The sequence below is a fragment of the Sphingomonas sp. R86520 genome (assembly GCF_042466285.1).
Taxonomy (GTDB): Bacteria; Pseudomonadota; Alphaproteobacteria; order Sphingomonadales; family Sphingomonadaceae; genus Sphingomonas.
This window is the reverse complement of sequence record NZ_JAXHBZ010000001.1, coordinates 1847373-1865979: the sequence shown is the minus strand read 5'-3', so window position 1 is coordinate 1865979 and position 18607 is coordinate 1847373. Positions and strand designations below refer to the sequence as shown.

Annotated in this window: 14 protein-coding genes; 5 read left to right on the top strand and 9 right to left on the bottom strand. The window is 65.5% G+C overall.

Annotated features, from left to right (window positions below; translation table 11 throughout):
- Positions 1 to 35 precede the first annotated feature (35 nt).
- Positions 36 to 1496: an aldehyde dehydrogenase family protein gene (locus tag SJY41_RS08440; RefSeq protein WP_380780776.1), complete on the bottom strand. Its 1461-nt coding sequence runs from the start codon at positions 1494 to 1496 to the stop codon at positions 36 to 38.
- A gap of 106 nt (positions 1497 to 1602) precedes the next feature.
- On the opposite strand from SJY41_RS08440, the gene SJY41_RS08435 reads away from it, so the two are divergent.
- The 3 genes from SJY41_RS08435 to SJY41_RS08425 all read left to right on the top strand — a co-directional run bounded on the left by SJY41_RS08435 (position 1603) and on the right by SJY41_RS08425 (position 4652).
- Positions 1603 to 2577 carry a quinone oxidoreductase family protein gene (locus tag SJY41_RS08435; RefSeq protein ID WP_380780775.1) on the top strand — a complete coding sequence of 325 codons (975 nt, stop codon included), beginning with the start codon at positions 1603 to 1605 and terminating at the stop codon, positions 2575 to 2577.
- A 72-nt stretch (positions 2578 to 2649) separates the two neighbouring features.
- Positions 2650 to 3330 (top strand): response regulator transcription factor, encoded by a 681-nt coding sequence (locus tag SJY41_RS08430; RefSeq protein WP_380780773.1) that lies wholly within the window; start codon positions 2650 to 2652, stop codon positions 3328 to 3330.
- Positions 3327 to 4652: an ATP-binding protein gene (locus SJY41_RS08425; RefSeq protein WP_380780771.1), complete on the top strand. Its 1326-nt coding sequence runs from the start codon at positions 3327 to 3329 to the stop codon at positions 4650 to 4652. Before SJY41_RS08430 ends, SJY41_RS08425 begins: the two co-directional genes overlap by 4 nt.
- A gap of 63 nt (positions 4653 to 4715) precedes the next feature.
- Here the strand turns inward: SJY41_RS08425 and SJY41_RS08420 are convergent, their stop codons facing one another.
- Positions 4716 to 7256, bottom strand: coding sequence for a TonB-dependent receptor (locus SJY41_RS08420; protein ID WP_380780769.1), 2541 nt, complete (start codon positions 7254 to 7256; stop codon positions 4716 to 4718).
- A 250-nt stretch (positions 7257 to 7506) separates the two neighbouring features.
- Here SJY41_RS08420 and SJY41_RS08415 point away from each other — a divergent pair, with 250 nt between their 5' ends.
- The gene (locus SJY41_RS08415) at positions 7507 to 10548 is read left to right on the top strand and encodes a TonB-dependent receptor (protein ID WP_380780767.1); all 3042 of its coding nucleotides are present in this window, start codon (positions 7507 to 7509) and stop codon (positions 10546 to 10548) included.
- Positions 10548 to 11582 (top strand): phytase, encoded by a 1035-nt coding sequence (locus SJY41_RS08410; RefSeq protein WP_380780765.1) that lies wholly within the window; start codon positions 10548 to 10550, stop codon positions 11580 to 11582. Before SJY41_RS08415 ends, SJY41_RS08410 begins: the two co-directional genes overlap by 1 nt.
- Positions 11583 to 11585: 3 nt before the next feature.
- On the opposite strand, the gene SJY41_RS08405 is transcribed toward SJY41_RS08410, so the two are convergent.
- The 7 genes from SJY41_RS08405 to aroQ form a co-directional block, all read right to left on the bottom strand.
- The gene (locus tag SJY41_RS08405) at positions 11586 to 12923 is read right to left on the bottom strand and encodes an ABC1 kinase family protein (protein WP_380780763.1); all 1338 of its coding nucleotides are present in this window, start codon (positions 12921 to 12923) and stop codon (positions 11586 to 11588) included.
- Positions 12924 to 13712: 789 nt separating this feature from the next.
- The gene (gene glnA, locus SJY41_RS08400) at positions 13713 to 15125 is read right to left on the bottom strand and encodes a type I glutamate--ammonia ligase (RefSeq protein ID WP_056062965.1); all 1413 of its coding nucleotides are present in this window, start codon (positions 15123 to 15125) and stop codon (positions 13713 to 13715) included.
- 146 nt (positions 15126 to 15271) lie between these two features.
- A complete protein-coding gene (locus SJY41_RS08395; RefSeq protein WP_055875939.1) occupies positions 15272 to 15610 on the bottom strand; it encodes a P-II family nitrogen regulator in 339 nt (112 codons plus the stop codon).
- Positions 15611 to 15791: 181 nt separating this feature from the next.
- The gene (locus SJY41_RS08390; RefSeq protein WP_380780760.1) at positions 15792 to 16127 is read right to left on the bottom strand and encodes an arsenate reductase family protein; all 336 of its coding nucleotides are present in this window, start codon (positions 16125 to 16127) and stop codon (positions 15792 to 15794) included.
- 102 nt (positions 16128 to 16229) lie between these two features.
- The gene (gene accC / locus SJY41_RS08385; RefSeq protein ID WP_380780759.1) at positions 16230 to 17582 is read right to left on the bottom strand and encodes an acetyl-CoA carboxylase biotin carboxylase subunit; all 1353 of its coding nucleotides are present in this window, start codon (positions 17580 to 17582) and stop codon (positions 16230 to 16232) included.
- Complete coding sequence (gene accB / locus SJY41_RS08380; RefSeq protein ID WP_380780757.1) at positions 17582 to 18067, bottom strand: acetyl-CoA carboxylase biotin carboxyl carrier protein; 486 nt, start codon at positions 18065 to 18067, stop codon at positions 17582 to 17584. The genes accC and accB overlap by 1 nt, the downstream gene beginning before the upstream one ends.
- A 14-nt stretch (positions 18068 to 18081) precedes the next feature.
- The gene (gene aroQ, locus SJY41_RS08375) at positions 18082 to 18516 is read right to left on the bottom strand and encodes a type II 3-dehydroquinate dehydratase (RefSeq protein WP_056062978.1); all 435 of its coding nucleotides are present in this window, start codon (positions 18514 to 18516) and stop codon (positions 18082 to 18084) included.
- Positions 18517 to 18607 lie beyond the last annotated feature (91 nt).

Below are 18607 nucleotides of genomic sequence, written 5' to 3'. Positions count from 1 at the left end.
CGTGCCTGACGAGCCCCAAGAAGCTGGCGTAACCCTCAAGCGCCCGCTACGGCCGGTTTGCCTTCGCGCACGTCGCCGGGAAGGCCGGTGATCGTCTTCACTTCCATGAAGTCGGTCAGGCCATAGCGCCCGTTCTCGCGGCCATTGCCCGACTGCTTATACCCACCGAACGGCGCGCCGATGTCCGGGCTCCACGAATTGATCGTAACCAGCCCCGCGCGCAACCGTGGTGCAACCTTGGCAGCCGCTACCGGATCGCCCGAGATCGTCGCGGACAGTCCGTATTCGGTCGCGTTGGCGATGCGGATGCCTTCGTCCTGATCGGCGTACGACGTGATCGTCGCGACCGGCCCGAACGTTTCCTCCTGCGCGATCCGCATGTCCGGGCGCACGTCGGTGAACAGCGTCGGCTGGATGTAATACCCCGCATTGCGCCCGTCCGGCCGCCCGACACCGCCCGTCACCAAGGTCGCGCCTTCGTCGATCGCGGACTGGATCAGCCCCTGGATCTTGTCGAACTGCGCCTTGTTGACGACCGGGCCGATATGCTGGCCCATCTCGGCCGGATCCCCGACCTTGGTCTGCTCCATCATCGACTTCACGATCGCGGTGGCGTCCGCGACCTGGCTCGCATGCACCAGCAGCCGCGTCGGCGCGATGCAGCTCTGCCCCGAATTGGCGAGCACGCCCGCGACCGTCGGCGGCAGCACGGTAGCGAGATCCGAACCCTCCAGCACGAGGTTCGCCGCCTTGCCGCCAAGCTCCTGGTGCACACGCTTGACCGTTGCCGCTGCCGCCTGCGCGACCGCGATGCCCGCCCGCGTCGAGCCGGTGAAACTCACCATGTCGACGTCGCGGTGCGAACACAGCGCCGCACCGACGCCGGGACCATCGCCGTTGATCAGGTTGAACACGCCCGCGGGCACGCCCGCCGCATCCATGATCTCCGCCAGGATCACCGCGCAGGACGGCGCTTCCTCGGACGGCTTCAGGATCATCGTGTCGCCCGCCGCGAGCGCAGGGGCGACCTTCGCGCAGATCTGGTTCAGCGGCCAGTTCCACGGCGTGATCATTGCCACGACGCCGAGCGGTTCGTGCACGACGGTCGCCTTGCCGATGACCTCGGAGAACTCGAACGCCGCCAGCGCCTTGGCGGTCGCGGCAAAATGCGCGAGCCCGGTGGGCGCCTGCGCCATCGAGGCGAGCGCCATCGGCGCACCCATCTCCTGCGACATGGCCTTCGCCAGATCGGGCATCCGCGCCTTGTACTCAGTCATGATGCGGCCGAGCACGTCAAGCCGCTCCTGCACGCTGGTCTGACTCCAGCTCTCGAACGCCGAGCGGGCCGCGGCGACCGCCTTGTCGACGTCGGCGGCGGTGCCCAGCGTGATCTCGGTGCACGGCTGCTCGGTCGACGGGTCGATCACCTGATAGACGGTGCCGCTCTCGCTCTCGACCCAAGCGCCGTCAATATATTGCTTCAGATAGCTTTTCATCGTGCCTCTCCGCATCTTGTCTTGCCAAGGAATGGGCTCGCCGGAGATCGGTTGCAACCCGAAACGCGTTCGCTAGGTTGACCGCGTAGATCAACGGGAGGCCGGCATGGCGAGAGTGGCATTCATCGAGAAGACCGGCGGCCCGGAAGTCATCCAGTGGCGCGATGTCGAACTGCCGCCCCCCGGCAAGGGCGAGGTCTGGATGCGCAACACAGCGGTCGGGCTGAACTATATCGACACGTACCATCGCAGCGGCGTGTACCCGGTCGATCTGCCATCGGGCCTCGGCAGCGAGGCCGCGGGCGTGGTGATGGCGGTCGGTGAGGGGGTGACCGGCTTCACGCCCGGCGACCGCGTCGGCACGTTCGGCCCTACCCGCGGCGCCTATGCGAGCGAGCGCAATGTGCCCGCCGCCACCCTGTTCCATTTGCCCGCCGGGCTCGACGACCGGACGGCGGCAGCGCTCATGCTGAAGGGCTGCACCGCCGAGTTCCTGATCGAGCGTTGCGCCAAGGTGCAGGCAGGCCAGACCGTCCTCGTCCACGCGGCGGCGGGCGGCGTCGGCCATATCCTCGTCGGTTGGCTAAAGGCGATCGGCGCGACGGTGGTCGCGAGCGTGGGTAGCGAGGACAAGGCCGACCGCACGCGCAAAGCCGGCGCCGACCACGTCATCCTCCACAAGTCCGAGGATATCGCCAGGCGCGTCCACGAGATCACCAACGGCGAGGGCGTGCCGGTCATCCTCGACGGCGTCGGCGGCGCGACCTGGGCCGCCTCGCTCGACAGCGCGGCACGGCGTGGCCTGATCGTCAGCTACGGCAACGCCGGCGGCGTGGTCGACGGCGTCAATATCGGCGTTCTCGCGCGCAAGGGCTCGCTGTTCGTCACGCGTCCGACGCTGTTCGATTACTATGTAACACCGGAGGAAAAGCAGGCCGGCATCGACCGCCTGTTCGCAATGCTCGACAGCGGCGCGATCACGCCCGAGATCGGCCAGACCTTCCCGCTCGAAGAGGCCGCCGAAGCGCACCGCGCGATCGAGGCGGGAGAGACCTCGGGCAGCACGATCCTGCTTCCCTGATCCCCGTTGACGGAACGGTTTCCGCGAAGGCCAATGCGCGGTAGGGCTCGGGCCCCTTTCGGTGAGACCATGATGAGCCTGAACCTGTTGCTGGTCGAGGACGATGCCGTATTCGCACAGGCGATGGCGGACGAACTGCGCGGCTTCGACCACCGGGTGACCGTCGCGGTCGACGGGCGCGAGGCCTTGGCGGCGATCGACAGCGCGCCGTTCGACGCGGTGGTGCTCGATCGGATGCTGCCGAAGGTCGACGGGATGTCCGTGCTTACGCGGCTGCGCGGCAGCAACATGACGCTGCCGGTGATCATGCTCACCGCGCTCGGCCGGTCGGTCGAGAAGGTCGAGGGACTGGAGGCTGGCGCGGACGATTACGTGGTCAAGCCGATCGCCGCCGCCGAACTTAACGCGCGGTTGCTGGCGATGGTCCGTGGCCGGGGCTGGACTGCGGGCAGCGGCGACACGATCCGCGCCGGTGACATCGTCGTCAGCCCGACGAAATTCCGTGCCTGGCGTGCCGGTACCGCGATGGACCTTGGCAAGCTCGAATTCAAACTGCTCGCCGAGTTCGCCGCGAATGCCGATGCGGTCCTGACGCGCGCGATGCTGGTCGAGCGCGTCTGGGGCTATGATTTCGCGCCGACCACCAACATCGTCGACGTCTATGTCCGCCATCTGCGCGTCAAGCTGACCGCAGCAGGAGGCGACGATCCGATCGTGACGGTACGCGGCGTCGGATACATGTTGCGCGGATGAGGCGCTTCCGGTCGTTGCGCGCGTTGACGCTGGCGTTCCTGATCGCGTTCCTGGTCGCCACGCTGGGTACCGGGTTCGCGATCTACATGGCAACGCAGCGGACGATCGAGCGCCTCGTCGACCGGCGCATCCAGGCGGTGAACGACGAGGTCGCCGGAACAGTCGGCGATCGCAGCCCCGAAGAACTCGTTCGCCGGATAAACGCAGCTGCCGGCCAGCGCGATACCGGCGATATCGGCTTCGTGCTGCTCGGTACGGACGGACGCCGCCTTGGCGGCAACATTAGCTTGCCGCGCCGCCTGCCGATCGGCCTGTCGACGGTCGCCCTGAACGAGCGGATCGCAGGTCTCTCCGCGGGGCGCGCGATAGTCCGCGATGTCGGGCACGGTATGACGCTGGCGACGATCGCCGAGACCGAGCCGTTCGACAACTATAACGCCGCGCGGGCGCGCATCTATCTGATCGGGTTCGGTTCGATCGTACTGATCGTGGTAGGTGGACTGGTGTTCTTCGTCGTCACTATCGGGCGGCGGATCGGCGAGACACGGCGGACCGTCGAGGCGATCATCGATGGCGACATGGCGCGACGGGTGCCGATCGATCGATCGGGCGGCGAGTTTGCGCAACAAGCGATCGCGTTCAACCGGATGCTCGATCGGATTTCGGACCTGATGGCAAGCATCAGCAACGTTTCCAACGACATCGCGCATGATCTTCGCACGCCACTCGCGCGGTTGCGCAGCCAGCTCGCGCTGTCGGTGCGGCGGGTCGAGACGCAGGCGCAGCGTGACGACCTCGAGGCCGCGATCGCCTTGAGCGACGAACTGCTCGGGATGTTCGCCGCGATGCTGCGGATCGCCGAGATCGAGGGCGGCGATCGTCGCGCGGCCTTCGCGTCGATCGATCTGGCCGCGCTCGCCGACGAGATCGGCACGATGATGGCGCCAGTCGTTACGGACAGTGGTCGGACGCTGATCGTAGCTGCCCCCACGCCGATGCAGATCGTCGGAGACCGGCAACTGCTAGGCCAGCTTCTGGTCAACCTCGTCGAGAACGCGATCCGCCATACGCCGATTGGCACGCGAATCGTCATCGCGGTCGCCGATACGCTGACGATAGCCGACGACGGTCCCGGCATCCCCGCCGATCAGCGCGGTCTCGCGTTGCGCCGGTTCGGCCGTATCGACGCGAGCCGACATGCCGAAGGCCATGGTCTGGGCCTGCCCCTCGCCCAGGCGATCGTCCGCCTGCACTCTGGCACGATCGCGCTCGAAGATGCAGAGCCTGGCCTGCGCATCGTCATCGGCCTGCCTCTCGCCTGAAACGGCGAAACCCGAACAGGCGTGGCGCCTGCTCGGGTCTCGGTCCTTCACACAGCGGAGCGATCAGAACTTGACCGAGGCCTCCATGCCGTAGGTGCGCGGCGCGTTGAAATTGCCGTAGTCGCCCAGCACATTGGCGATGCTGCCCGACGTCGCGGTCGACGACGTTGGAGCGCCCGGCAGGCTGTTCGACGGATCGCGGCGGAACACATACTGCTTGTTGAACAGGTTGCGCGTCCAGGCCGAGATCGTCAGCGCGTTGCTGCCGCCAACCTGGATATTAGCCAATGCGATGCGGGCATTGGCGATGAACGCCGGATCGTTCTTGGTCGCGAACTGGTCGAAGGTCTGCGTCGCCTGCGAGTAGTTGCCGTCCAGGTGGAACTTCACGTCCATGTCGCCGACCGGCATCGTGTAGTCGATCGATCCGTTGGCAGCGTTGCGCGGCGTGAAGACGATGTAGAAGTTCTGGTACACGCCCGTCGACGCGATCAGCACGGGGGGGATCTTGGTATACGTGTAGGCATACCCCGCGGTCAGCGTCAGGCCGTTGACCGGCTGCACCGTCAGATCGGCCTCGATCCCGCGGATCTTGGTGATCCCCGGCGCATTGATCGTGACCAGGTTGTTGAAGCTGCCGGTCGCGGTCGTCTGGATCGAGCTGATGTCGACCTGGCTGTTCTTGCGATCCATGATGTAGCCGGCAAGGTTCAGGCGTGCGCGGTGGTTCCAGAAATCGGTCTTCGCGCCGATCTCGTACGACTTCACGTCCTCCGGGTTGAACGTCTGGTAGTTCGCCGTACGCGAGCTGGCACCGCCGGCACGATAGCCGGTCGCGTATTTGGCGTAGACGTGGACCGCATCGCTCGCGTCGTACGCCAGCGTTGCCATCGGGTTGAACCGGTTCCAGGTCGCATCGAGCGGCGCATAACCCGCTGCGGTCAGCTGCGCCGTCGTGGCGGTGTCGTAATTCAGGTTGCGCGAATAGTGAAGTACGCCCTGCTTTTCGTCCCGGGTGTAGCGTCCGCCTGCGGTCAGATGAACCCGATCGGTCGCATTCCAGGTGACCTGCCCATAGGCCGCATAGCTCTTCGACCAGACTTCCGAAGCACGATCGATCGAGCGACAGCCAGGCTGCGAGCCAAAGCCGCCGGAGCCGGTGCAAGGATCGAGCACCGAGATCGTCGACAGCGTCGGGTTGAAGGCAAGCGAGTTCGGCGTCGCCGCATCATCGCCGATATGCTCGTTGAAATAATACAGTCCGGCGACGTAATCGACCTGCCCGACCGTACCGACAGCCTGGAATTCCTGGCTGAACTGGTGCTGGTACAGATCGGCAAGGCTGTAGCGGCTGAAGTTGCACGCGGTGCCGGTGCAGCCTGCCGCGACCACGGGAACGCGGTGATAGCCGCCGCTATTGTCATATTGCGTTGCGCTGACGCCGCGCCATGCGGTGATCGAGCGAAGTTCGATCTCCGGAGCGACCTCCCACCGGATGTTCGAGGTGAAGCCGTGCGTCTTGTCGATGCTCGGCTGCTGCGGCACGCCGATGTCGGCGACCTTCATGCGGCTGGTGCCGTTGACGACGACCTGACTTGGCAGCGGCTTCACCGCACCGGTCAGCGTCGCGTAGTTGGTGCCGGGAAGCGTGCATGCCGATGTTGCGGACTGCGCACCGGCAACGCAGCCATTGGGGTTCACGTTGAGCAGCTGGCTGTAGAACGGGCTGTTCGAATCGTAGCCGTTATCGTAGCTGAAGTCCGCGGTCATGCCCGCGATCGGGTGGATACGCGCAGTGGCCTTGAAGCCGCGACGATCGTAATAATTGAAGCCGGTCTGGCCGACGAGCGGGTTCTTGGTGGTCGCACCCTGATACTGGACGACACCGTCGAGCTTCAGCGAAACGCCGTAGACTTCGGGAAGGTCGAGCCGCAACGCACCGTTATAGCCGCCGTAATTTGCGATACCTGCGGTCGCGCTGCCGCCCCATTTACCCGTCGGTCCCTTGGTGACGATGCTCAGCGCGCCGCCTTCGGTGTTGCGACCGAACAACGTGCCTTGCGGACCCTTCAGCACTTCGATCCGGTCGACGTCGAACAGCGCGGCGTTCAGGCCATGTTGGCGACCGAGATAGACCCCGTCGATATAGATGCCGACGCCCTGTTCGCGCGCGGGCTGGTTGGCGTCGAGCGGCACGATGCCGCGGATACCGATCGTCAGCGCCGACTGGCGTGCCTCGAACGTCGCGACGCGCAGGCTGGGGACCGCGCCGTCGGCAAGGTCGTACAGGCTCTGGACGTGGCGGTCGGTCAGCGCCTGGCTGCTGAGCACGTTGATCGCGATCGGCGTCTTCTGCAGGTTGGTCTCGCGCTTCGTCGCGGTCACGACGATCTCGCCAAGTCCGGTCGGATCGGCAGGATCGGCGGAAGCGGGTTCGGCTGTCGTCGGATCGGCGGGGGCCGGCGCGGGGTCGGTCGAGACGGCGGTCGGTGCCGGGTCCTTCGCAGCGGTCGGCGTGGCAGCAGCGAAAGCTGGCGACGCGATCGCGACGGTCAAGGCGGCGCCGGCCAGCAGCCGCAAGCGCAGGCTTGCTGAATTCAACATCGAGGATTTCCCTTTTGAGGCAGTGCTTGCCTTGAAGGGCGCGATAGTCGGCGGTCGTGGCAGGCCCGTTACGGTTATAAGAATCCCGTGTACGGCGTTTTTAACGTTGGTTTAATGTCGCTGGTTCGCGCCGGCCCGACGTTCCGAGTGTCACGAAGCTGTCATGCACGCGTAACGTTCGTGCCATTGCAGGCCGCTACCGCGCCTCCCAAGCCGGCGCGACAACGCCGGGATCATCCGGGGAACTATCATGAAATCCAACCTGTCGCGCCGCGTCTGCGGTCGTCTGTTCGCGCACGTGCTGCTCGCCGGTTGCGCGTTGACGCCGATGACCGTCGCCGCCCACGCCGCACCCGCAGAACCGGTCGGCGCACCGCGCGCGCCGGGCTCTGTGGTCGGTACCGTCTCGCAGACCGGTAGCGGCGAGTATCTCGACGGCGCATCGATCGCGATCCCGGCGCTGGACCTGTCGGCGACGGCGGATCGGACCGGCCGCTTCGAACTCCTCGGCGTTCCCGCCGGTACGCATGACATCGTGATTCGCTATATCGGTTTCCCTGACGCGCGTCGCACCGTGACGGTCGCCGACGCGGTCGTAACGCTCGATGTGGCGATGGCCGTCGCCGGCGAGGGCGACGAGATCGTCGTCTCCGGTTCGCGTCCGATCGCGGAATCCGAATCCGCCGCGCTGCAGATCCAGCGGACCAGCCCGTCGCTCGTCTCCGTCATCGCGTCGGATTCGATCGGTCGCTTGCCCGACCAGAACGTCGCCCAGGCGGTCAGCCGTCTCCCCGGCGTCGGCGTCCAGCGCGATCAGGGCCAGGCGCGCCACATCACCTTGCGCGGGTCGCCGATCAACTGGACGACCCTGTCGATCGACGGCATCAACGTCGTCAGCCCCGAGGGGCGCGACGCGCGGTTCGACTCCATTCCCTCGGCCATCGCCTCGCAGATCGTCGTGCGCAAGGCGGTTACACCGGACATGACGGGCGAGACGATCGCCGGCAATGTCGACATCATCACCCGCTCGGCGTTCGATTATCCGGGGATGAAGGTGCAGGCCAAGGGCGGTCTCGGCCATGTCGAACTCGGCAAGAAGACCGAATATGAAGGCTCGCTGGTCGTCTCGGACCGGATCGACACCGGCATCGGCGAGTTCGGCATCGTCTCGTCCGCCAGCCTCTACCGTCGCGGCATGGTCACCGACAATTTCGAAACCGATTTCGAGGCGGTCGATCAGGATCGCCGTCCCGGCTTCCAGGACCGCATCTGGGCGCGCGAGACCGAGAACAAGCTCTACCGCCTGACGCGGAAGAACTACTCGCTGTCGACCCGGCTCGACTGGCGTCCGGCGCCCGGTCACAAGCTGTTCGCAGAGACGATCTATTCGGCGTTCCAGGACGACGAACTGCGCAGCAACTACATCTTCGATCTCGACGATCAGCAGTCGCGTACGCCGACCGGCACGGCGGCCTGCACCGTCAACGCGCGGCCGGCGTCCGGCACGACCGGCTATGCCGACGTCTGCACCGGCAACACGCCGCTGCTCGGCACGGTGTACGGCGTCGATCTCAATTCCAACTTCACGGTGCGCAAATACAAGCAGTCGGTGTTCACAAACACGATCGGCGGCGATCACGAACTCGGCGACTGGCGCGTCGCATGGCGCGGCAACTTCACGCGCTCGATCGACGACCGCACCCAGCCTGCACAGCTGAACTATGACAGCCCGTCGTTCGGTACCAACGGCGCGAATGCGGCGAACCGCCTGACGGTCGGCTACGACCTGACCGACCCGCAGCTCGCCAAGGTGCTGCTGTACCGCACCATCCGCAACGCCGACGGCACGTTCTCGCGCGGCGCACAGGTCACCGCGATCGAGGATTTCCCGCGCACGCTGAACCGCCTGCGGTCGCTTCATGCCAAGGACGTCACCGAGGCCTATACCGCCAAGCTCGACATCAGCCGCGAAGCCTCGCTGTTCGGCGCGCAGACGGTGTTCGCCGCTGGCGTCCGCTATGACGATCGTACCAAGACCGCGAACGAGAGCCTGCTCGAACTGAATACCGCCGCACAATTTGCTGCCGCCGGCATCCCGACGGATTATGCCGCCATCGCCAAGAGCGGCGCGTTCCAGGGCGAGATTCCGCTCGGCTATACCTTCCAGTATTTCGACCGTGACAAAATCCTCGGGCTCGTCGACCAGGCGAAGAGTGTCGGTCGCTACCAGCCCGTCGACGCCAATTTCTACGCAGTCGGCGAGAAGGTCTATTCGGCGTACGGGATGGCGACGGCGACTACCAACTGGGGCAGCATCATCGGCGGTGCGCGCGTCGAGCATATCCGCAACGACGCCCGCGCCTTCTCGATCAACGCGGCCACCAGCTTGGCAACGCCGGTCGAGGTGAAGTCGAGCCAGACGCTCGTCTATCCGAGCCTTCACCTGAACTGGGACATCGACGACAAGATGAAGGCGCGGTTGTCGTTGAACACCGGCGCGGCCCGCCCGGATTACGATCAGCTGCGTCCGAACCTTACGTATAACGACGCGAACCAAACAGTGTCCGGCGGCAACCCCGATGCGAAGCCCGAGAAGGCCAGGGGCGTCGATCTCTACGTCGAATATTACACGATGCCGCGCGGCTTCCTGTCGATCGGCGCGTTCTACAAGGACGTCAGCGACGTGCTGTTCGACACCGTCGGCACGTTCGGTCGCACCACGCTGAACACCACCGGCAACGATCGCTCGCAATATCTCTATTCGACGATCGCCAATGGTGGCGACGGGTATGTGATGGGCATCGAAGCGGCGATCCAGCAGCAGCTCGAACCGTTCGCTGCCGATCTCGGCCTGCCGGACTGGATGGGCGGCTTCGGCGTGCAGCTCAACGCGACGCTCAACAAGAGCCGCTCTGAGACGCCTGACGGGCGTAAGATCCGACTGCCGGGCGCATCGGATGCGGTCTACAATCTGATCGGCTATTACGAGAAATACGGATTCTCCGCGCGAGTGTCCTACCAGAACCGCTCACCCTGGATTGATGCGATCGGCGCGTTCGGTGCGGTCAACGGCGTCAATCGCGGCATCGACGGCGGCGATTTCTCCTGGGCACAGGATGACGAGCTCGATGCCTCGGTGCGCTATGCGATCAGCGACAATGTCGAGATTTACGGCGATTTCGCCAACCTCCTGAACGGGCCCGGCCGTCGCTATGTTGGTTCGTCAGCGTACACGATCGAGCACGAGACGTTCGGCCGTCGCTACACCGGCGGCTTCCGGGTGACCTTCTGATGCGCGCGCTACCCATCGCCGCGTTGCTGCTCGCCGGCTGTGCAACGACCGCGGCCCCGCCCGCGGTCGAAGCGCCGATGATCGCTGCGACGGCCGAGACCGATCCGGTCGACACCGCGGCGGACGCGGCGGACGATCCTGCGATCTGGAGGAACGCCGCCGATCCGTCGAAGAGCCTGGTCATCGGCACGGACAAGAAGGCTGGCATCCATGTCTACAGCCTGACAGGGAAACGCCTAAGCTTCACGCCCGCCGAGCGGCTCAACAATGTCGACCTGCGCGATCTTGGCGCTAAATCTGGAGGGCGCGTCATCGCCGCGGCCAGCGATCGTGCCGACGTGACCACTGCGCATGTCTCGCTGTTCACGCTGGACACCGCGGGGGCAAAGCTCGTGCCGCTGGGTCGCTTTCCGGTCGGCCCCGGTGAAGCCTATGGCATGTGCCTGTGGACGCGTACGCGCGACAAGGCGCTGTTCGGCTTCATCGTGCTGAAGGACGGCCGCATCGACCAGGTTGCGATCGACCTCTCCGGCACAGCGCCCAAGATCACGGCCGTCCGCTCGATGAAGCTCGGCACCCAGTCCGAAGGCTGCGTCGTCGACGATCGCACCGGGCAGCTCTATGTCGCCGAGGAAGATGTCGGCTTGTGGCGGTTCGACGCCGACCCATCCGCGCCGGTCACGGCAACCCCGATCGCCAAGGTCGACGGCAAGACGCTGGTCGCCGACGCGGAAGGCCTCGCGCTCGCGCCTTCGGGCAGGAACGGCGGCTATCTCGTCGTGTCGAGCCAGGGCGACAACGCCTACACGCTCTACCGCCTGCCGGGCGTCACCTATGCCGGTCGCTTCCGGATAGGCGGGGGTGCGATCGACGGTACCAGCGACACCGACGGGATCGAACTGATGCTCGGCAACTTCGGCCCCACCTACCCCCAGGGCCTGTTCGTCGCACAGGACGGCGACAACGCCCCGGCCACGCAGAACTTCAAATATGTCGGCTGGGCCGGCGTGAAGCGGGCACTGAAACTGCGCTGATCCTCACGATGGCGCGCCGTCGCAATAGGCGGCGACCATCGTGCGAATATCGACCCGCGCCTTGAGGCGAGCGGCGAGCAGGGCGGTGCCGCTGATCTTGCGCTGGACGAACAGCGTGTCGATCGGGGGCAGGTGCCAGGTATCGCGGTCGCGGGCGATCTCGGTGCCCTGTTCGCGCAGCACGCCGACGAACGCGCGGTCGCCGAAGTCGAACGGGCCGGGCTTGGCGAGCTCGGCGAGGATGACGTCGATCATCCGGTCGACCAGTGCGCGATGCTGGAGCACGGCTGCTTCGCCGAGGAAACCGGCGGCGATGGCGGCGTCGCGCACCGCGTCGCGGTCGCCCGCCAGCGCTGCGGTAAGCAGGCGGCGATAGCCTTCGCCCGTTTCGGCTGGGAGGGGGCGGGCGGCGCCGAAATCGAGCAGGACGAGCTTTTCGGTTTCGGGCTGCCAGCGATAGTTCGCGAAGTTCGGATCGGTCTGCATCAGCCGCCAGTCGAACAGCTCGCGCAGCACGAGTGAGATGAGGTCGTGCATCACGCGGTCGCGAACGTCCTGGGGTGCGGTTTCCAGCGTCTCGACGGGCACGCCGGTGACGAAGCTCATCGCCAGGACGCGCGGCGTCGTGAGATCGGGGTAAAGTTTGGGGACGACGAATTGCGGCTGGTCGGCGAGCAGCTCCCCGTAGCGCGCGAGCATCTGCGCCTCGCGCAGATAATCGGCTTCTTCGTGGAGCTGCTTCTTTGCCTCCGCCAGCAGGGGCGCGATGTCGAGCGACTTGGGGAGCATGCCCGATACGCGCAGCAGCGTCGCGACGTTGTCGACATCCGCGTCGATGCTCTCCTTCACGCCGGGATACTGGACCTTGATCGCCAGTTCGGTGCCGTCGGGCAGACGCGCGCGGTGGACCTGGCCGATCGAGGCTGCGGCGACCGGATGCGCCTGGAAATGCGCGAAGCGGCGGCGCCAGTCCTTGCCCCATTCGACGGCGAGCACCCGGTCGAGCTGTTGCGGCGGCATGTGGTGCGCGTTGTTGCGCAGGCGGGCGAGGATGGTGGCGAGTTCGGGCGGGAGCATGTCGCCCGCGTCCATCGAGATCATCTGCCCCAGCTTCATCGCGGCGCCGCGGAGGTGCGAGAGCTGGTCGGCGACGCGGGTGGCGTTGGCGGGGGTTAGAAGCAGGTCGCCGATCTTGGGGCGTTCGCCGTTTGCGAGACGGCGGGCACCTTCTGCGACGACGCCGCCGGCGACGCCGCCCGCAAGTTTGCCGAAGACGCCGAGGCGGGCGAGGCGGCCGCTCGGGATCGCGCGTCCGGCGCTGTTGGCGCTGTCTTCGGTCACAGGGGTTCCTTGGTTGCTCGGCGCGGCACTGCGTCTCGGACGGGATATGGGTGGCAACCGCGGTTGATCAATCAACCTCCTCGCGCGAAGTTAACCGAAGCTACCCCACCTTGTTCTCCCGCGAAGGCGGGAGCCCAGGGTTTCGAGCGCGATCGTCTGTGGCTCCTGGACTCCCGCGTTCGCGGGAGAACCGGAGACTTACCGAGAGAGATCTCGGCCTCTCGCGTCTCGCCATCTCGCCGGCGCCCCGCCCGCCTGGCCGTCATCCCAGCGAAAGCTGGGATCCCAACGTGAGGCAGGCGTCGCGCATCACGCGGGAGACCCCAGCTTTCGCTGGGGTGACGATCGCGACGGCACCTGCGCGCAATAGTCTCCTCTCGCCGTCATCCCGGCGAAAGCTGGGATCTCACCGTGAGGCAGGCGTCGCGCATCACGAGGGAGACCCCGGCTTTCGCTGGGGTGACGATCGCGACGGCACCTGCCCGCAATAGTCTCCTCTCGCCGTCATCCCGGCGAAAGCTGGGATCTCACCGTGAGGCAGGCGTCGCGCATCATGAGGGAGACCCCAGCTTTCGCTGGGGTGACGGGATAGCTGGGTCGCGAGATCATGGTGCAGCAGTCACACGGCCCGAGGAGTTTGGCTCAACAATAGAAAAAGGGCGCCTGGATTGCTCCGGGCGCCCTTTCTTCAATTAGCGACGTGGCAAAGCCACGCCATCGGTCGTCGCTGTTCGCGACGCCGGCCGACAGCGGCTGTGCGCTCTTGCGCACCGCTGCCGACACGGCAGCTCAGCCGCTGTAGTACATGTCATATTCGACCGGGCTCGGCGTCATCTCCCAGCGCGCGACTTCAGCGTACTTGATCTCGACATAGCTCTCGATCTGGTCCTTTGAGAACACGTCGCCCTTCAGCAGGAAGTCGTGATCCGCGAGCAGGCATTCGAGCGCCTCGCGGAGCGAACCCGCGACGGTCGGGACCTGCGCGAGCTCTGCCGGTGGCAGGTCGTACAGGTTCTTGTCCATCGCTTCGCCCGGATGGATCTTGTTGAGGATGCCGTCCATGCCCGCCATCATCAGCGCCGCGTAAGCGAGATACGGGTTGGCCAGCGCGTCGGGGAAACGCACTTCGACGCGCTTCGCTTTGGGGCCGGTGCCGTACGGAATGCGGCACGATGCCGAGCGGTTGCGTGCCGAATAGGCGAGCAGCACCGGTGCTTCGTAACCGGGCACAAGGCGCTTGTAGCTGTTGGTCGACGGGTTGGTGAACGCGTTGACCGCCTTGGCATGCTTGATGATGCCGCCGATGAAATACAGGCACATGTCGGAGAGGCCCGCATAGCCGTTGCCGGCGAACAGCGGGGTCTTGCCTTCCCAGATCGAGAAATGCGTGTGCATCCCCGAACCATTGTCCTCCTTGATCGGCTTCGGCATGAACGTCGCGGTCTTGCCGTACGCATGCGCGACCTGATGGACGACGTACTTGTAGATCTGCATGCGATCCGCGGTCTGCGTCAGCGTGCCGAAGGTCAGGCCCAGCTCATGCTGTGCGGCCGCGACTTCGTGGTGATGCTTGTCGCAGGGCAGGCCCATCTCGATCATCGTCGAGACCATCTCGCCGCGGATGTCGACGGCCGAGTCGACCGGTGCGACCGGAAAGTAACCGCCCTTGGCGCGCGGCCGGTGACCGAGGTTGCCGCCCTCATATTCGCGACCCGAATTGCCCGGCAGCTCGATGTCGTCGATCTTGTAGTAGCTGGTCGAATAGCTGTTCTCGAAGCGGACGTCGTCGAACATGAAGAATTCGGCTTCGGGGCCGACATACACGGTGTCGCCGACGCCGGTGGTCAGCAGATACGCCTCGGCGCGCTTGGCGGTCGAGCGCGGATCGCGCGCGTACAGCTCGCCGGTCGACGGATCGCTGATGTCGCAGATCAGGATCATCATCGGCGTCGCCGAGAACGGATCGACATAGACTGCATCGAGATCGGGCTTGAGCGTCATGTCGCTCTCGTTGATCGCCTTCCAGCCCTCGATCGACGAGCCGTCGAACATCAGGCCGTCGGTCAGCTCGTCTTCGCCGATCAGGCTGGCGACCATCGTCAGATGCTGCCACTTGCCCTTGGGATCGGTGAACCGCAGATCGACCCACTCGATCTCCTGGTCCTTGATCATATTGAGAACGTCGGAGGCCGAATTCGCCATGATGCTTTGCCCTTCGTTTTAGGAGACTGCCCGCCCCGCGCGGGCATATCTAATTGCGGTATGGATCGTGATTTCCACACAATGTTGCGCCGCGTCAAATGACGATGTCGTCACTCGCCGTCAACGGCGTATGCGTGGTTTAAGTATTAGATTGCGTCGTCGTCGCGTTCGCCGGTGCGGATCCGAAGCGCGCTCTCGACCGGGATGACGAAGATCTTGCCGTCGCCGATCCGGCCGGTCTGCGCGGCCGCGGCGATCGCCTCGACGACGCGCTGCGCTAGCCCGTCTTCGACGACGACCTCGAGCTTCACCTTGGGCAGGAAGTCGACGACATATTCTGCGCCGCGGTACAGTTCGGTGTGGCCCTTCTGCCGGCCGAAGCCCTTGGCCTCGGTCACGGTGATGCCGCTCACGCCGATCTCGTGCAGCGCTTCCTTCACCTCATCCAGCTTGAACGGCTTGATGATGGCTTCGATCTTTTTCACAGGTACGCCCCCGATTGTTGAAACCCTCGCCCTTGCGGGTGAGCTGTACGCCCTTGCGGGCGCCTTGCACCAAGCGTGCCAGTCGTGGCCCTCTCGGGCAACTGTCGAATGTGGTTGATTTCACTGCCCGAAATTGCGGCACCCGGGCGGCGCGTGCGCAATCCAAGGGCAGGGGCGGCGATCACAGGATCTCGTGTAGTCGCGCGATCGGTCGACCGAGCCGGACGCCCTTGTCGGTTTCGACCAGCGGGCGCTCGATCAGCAATGGATCGATCACCATCGCGTCGAGGATCGCCTCGGCGTCGCCATGCTTGACCGCCTTGGCGCCATCCTCGGCCATGCGCAGGCCTTGGCGCGGGGTCATGCCTGCGCGGTCGTAGAGGCGGACGAGTTCCGCGCGGGAGGGTGGGGTCTTCAGATATTCGACGATCGTGACGTCCGCCCCGGCCTCTTGCAGCAGGGCGAGCGCTTCGCGGGACTTGGAGCATCGCGGGTTGTGGTAGATCGTCGCCTTCACGAATGCTCCGTCATCTCGAACTAGCCCCGGCCTGAACGGAGGTCTTACCCGCCTCTTGTTCTCCCGCCTTCGCGGGAGAACAAGCTTAGTACCGTGGGGAAGTTACGCCCCCTGCTTGGCCAACCACTCTTCCAGCCACTTGATCGTGTACGCGCCCTCCTGGAACTCGGGATCGTCGAGCAGCGCACGGTGCAGCGGGATCGTCGTCGTGACGCCCTCGATCACCATTTCCTCGAGCGCACGCCGCAACCGGCGCAGCGCACCCTGCCGGGTAGTCCCGTAGACGATCAGCTTGGCGATCATCGAGTCGTAGTATGGCGGCACGCGGTAGCCCGCATATAGCCCGCTATCGACGCGAACATGCATCCCGCCCGGTGCGTGATACACCTTCACCAGCCCCGGCGACGGCGCGAACGTGCGCGGGTCCTCGGCGTTGATGCGGCATTCGATCGCATGGCCGCGGAACTGGACGTCTTCCTGGCGGAGCGTCAGCGGATGACCCTCGGCCACGCGGATCTGCTCGCGCACCAGGTCCAGCCCGGTGATCATCTCGGTCACCGGATGCTCGACCTGGAGCCGGGTGTTCATCTCGATGAAGTAGAATTCGCCCGCTTCCCACAGGAACTCGATCGTCCCCGCGCCGCGATAGCCCATGTCGGCCATCGCCTTGGCGACGATCCCGCCCATCCGCTCGCGCTCTTCGGCGGTGATGATCGGCGAGGGGGCCTCCTCGAGCACCTTCTGGTGGCGGCGCTGCAACGAGCAGTCGCGCTCGCCCAAGTGGATCGCGTTGCCGTTGCCGTCACCGAAGATCTGGAATTCGATATGCCGCGGATTACCGAGGTATTTTTCCATGTAGACGGTGGCGTCGCCGAACGCGGCCTTGGCCTCGCTGCCAGCCTGCTGCATCTGCGTTTCGAGATCGTCGGGATCGTTGACGACCTTCATGCCGCGACCGCCGCCGCCCGATGCCGCCTTGATGATCACCGGATAGCCGATGTCCTCGGCGATGCGCTTGGCCTCGGCGATGTCGCTGATCGCGCCGTCGGACCCGGGGACGAGCGGCAGCCCGAGCGCGCCCGCGGTGCGCTTGGCCTGGACCTTGTCGCCCATCGTGCGGATGTGCTCGGGCTTCGGCCCGACGAACAGGATGTTGTGCAGTTCGACGATCTCGGCGAACTGCGCGTTCTCGCTGAGGAAGCCGTAGCCCGGATGGATCGCGTCCGCGCCCGAAATTTCGGCGGCCGAGATGATGTTCGGGATGTTCAGATAGCTGTCGGCGGCGGACGGCGGTCCGATGCAGATCGCCTCGTCTGCTAGCCGGACGTGCATCGCGTCGGCGTCGGCGGTCGAGTGCACCGCCACCGTCTTGATGCCCATCTCGTGGCAGGCACGGTGGATCCGCAGCGCGATCTCGCCGCGATTCGCAATGAGCAGTTTCTTGATTTGCGGCATTATTCGACCACGACCAGCGGCTGGTCGAACTCGACGGGCTGGCCGTTCTCGACCAGGATCGCGGTCACGGTGCCGGCCGACGGCGCGACGATCGTGTTCATCACCTTCATCGCCTCGATGATCAGCAGCGTGTCGCCCGCATTGACCTTCTGGCCGACGGTCGAGAACGGCTTCGCCTCGGGGTTGGCGGCGAGATAGACGGTGCCGACCATCGGCGACTTGACCGCGCTCGCGCTGATCGCCGGAGCGGACGCACCGACTTCGGCCTGCGGGATCGCCAGCGGCGGTGCGACCGCGGCGGGAGCGGCGGGTGCGTAATGCGCGACGGGGGCAGCCTGGGCGGCCTTGCGCGCGACGCGGATGCGACGCGAGCCGTCCTCGACCTCGATCTCGGTCAGCTGCGTGGTGTCGAGCAGCTCGGCGAGCTGGCGTACCAGGGTCACGTCGACCTGCATGGCGCCAGTTGTTTCTGGTGTATCGTTCATGGCGGGGCCTCCTGTCAGAACCGTGCGACGGCTTCAAGCGCGAGCAGATACGAAAGCGCGCCGAAACCCGCGATCGTGCCCTTCGCCGCCTGACCGACCAGGCTCACATGCCTGAACGATTCACGCTTATGGGGATTGGAAAGATGCACTTCGATCACCGGCGTCTTCACGCCCTTGATCGCATCATGCACCGCGACCGAGGTATGCGTGAATGCACCCGCGTTGAGGATCACGGCCTTCGCCCCGCGCGCCTGCGCTTCCTGAATCCAGTCGACGAGGTGACCCTCGTGATTCGACTGGCGCATGTCGATCTCCAGATCGAGCTCGCGGGCACGGTCCTCGAGCATCCCGGCGATATCGTCGAGCGTCTCGTCGCCATAGATTTCCGGCTCGCGCGTTCCCAGCAGGTTGAGGTTGGGGCCGTTCAGGACGAATATCGTATCGGGCAAGGGCGGCCTTTCAGTCGGGTCGGTTGCGGGCTCGGCGCGCCGGACCCTATATGCGCGGTCTTCATACCCGTTCGTGTCGCGCGAAGTCGAG

Bases quoted from the DNA above. Each gene is read 5' to 3' on its own strand.
- accB (WP_380780757.1), bottom strand. From the start codon at position 18,067: ATGAACGATACACCAGAAACAACTGGCGCCATGCAGGTCGACGTGACC.
- SJY41_RS08410 (WP_380780765.1), top strand. From the start codon at position 10,548: ATGCGCGCGCTACCCATCGCCGCGTTGCTGCTCGCCGGCTGTGCAACG.
- SJY41_RS08415 (WP_380780767.1), top strand. From the start codon at position 7,507: ATGAAATCCAACCTGTCGCGCCGCGTCTGCGGTCGTCTGTTCGCGCAC.
- SJY41_RS08425 (WP_380780771.1), top strand. From the start codon at position 3,327: ATGAGGCGCTTCCGGTCGTTGCGCGCGTTGACGCTGGCGTTCCTGATC.
- SJY41_RS08435 (WP_380780775.1), top strand. From the start codon at position 1,603: ATGGCGAGAGTGGCATTCATCGAGAAGACCGGCGGCCCGGAAGTCATC.
- glnA (WP_056062965.1), bottom strand. From the start codon at position 15,125: ATGGCGAATTCGGCCTCCGACGTTCTCAATATGATCAAGGACCAGGAG.
- SJY41_RS08420 (WP_380780769.1), bottom strand. From the start codon at position 7,256: ATGTTGAATTCAGCAAGCCTGCGCTTGCGGCTGCTGGCCGGCGCCGCC.
- accC (WP_380780759.1), bottom strand. From the start codon at position 17,582: ATGCCGCAAATCAAGAAACTGCTCATTGCGAATCGCGGCGAGATCGCG.
- SJY41_RS08430 (WP_380780773.1), top strand. From the start codon at position 2,650: ATGAGCCTGAACCTGTTGCTGGTCGAGGACGATGCCGTATTCGCACAG.
- SJY41_RS08440 (WP_380780776.1), bottom strand. From the start codon at position 1,496: ATGAAAAGCTATCTGAAGCAATATATTGACGGCGCTTGGGTCGAGAGC.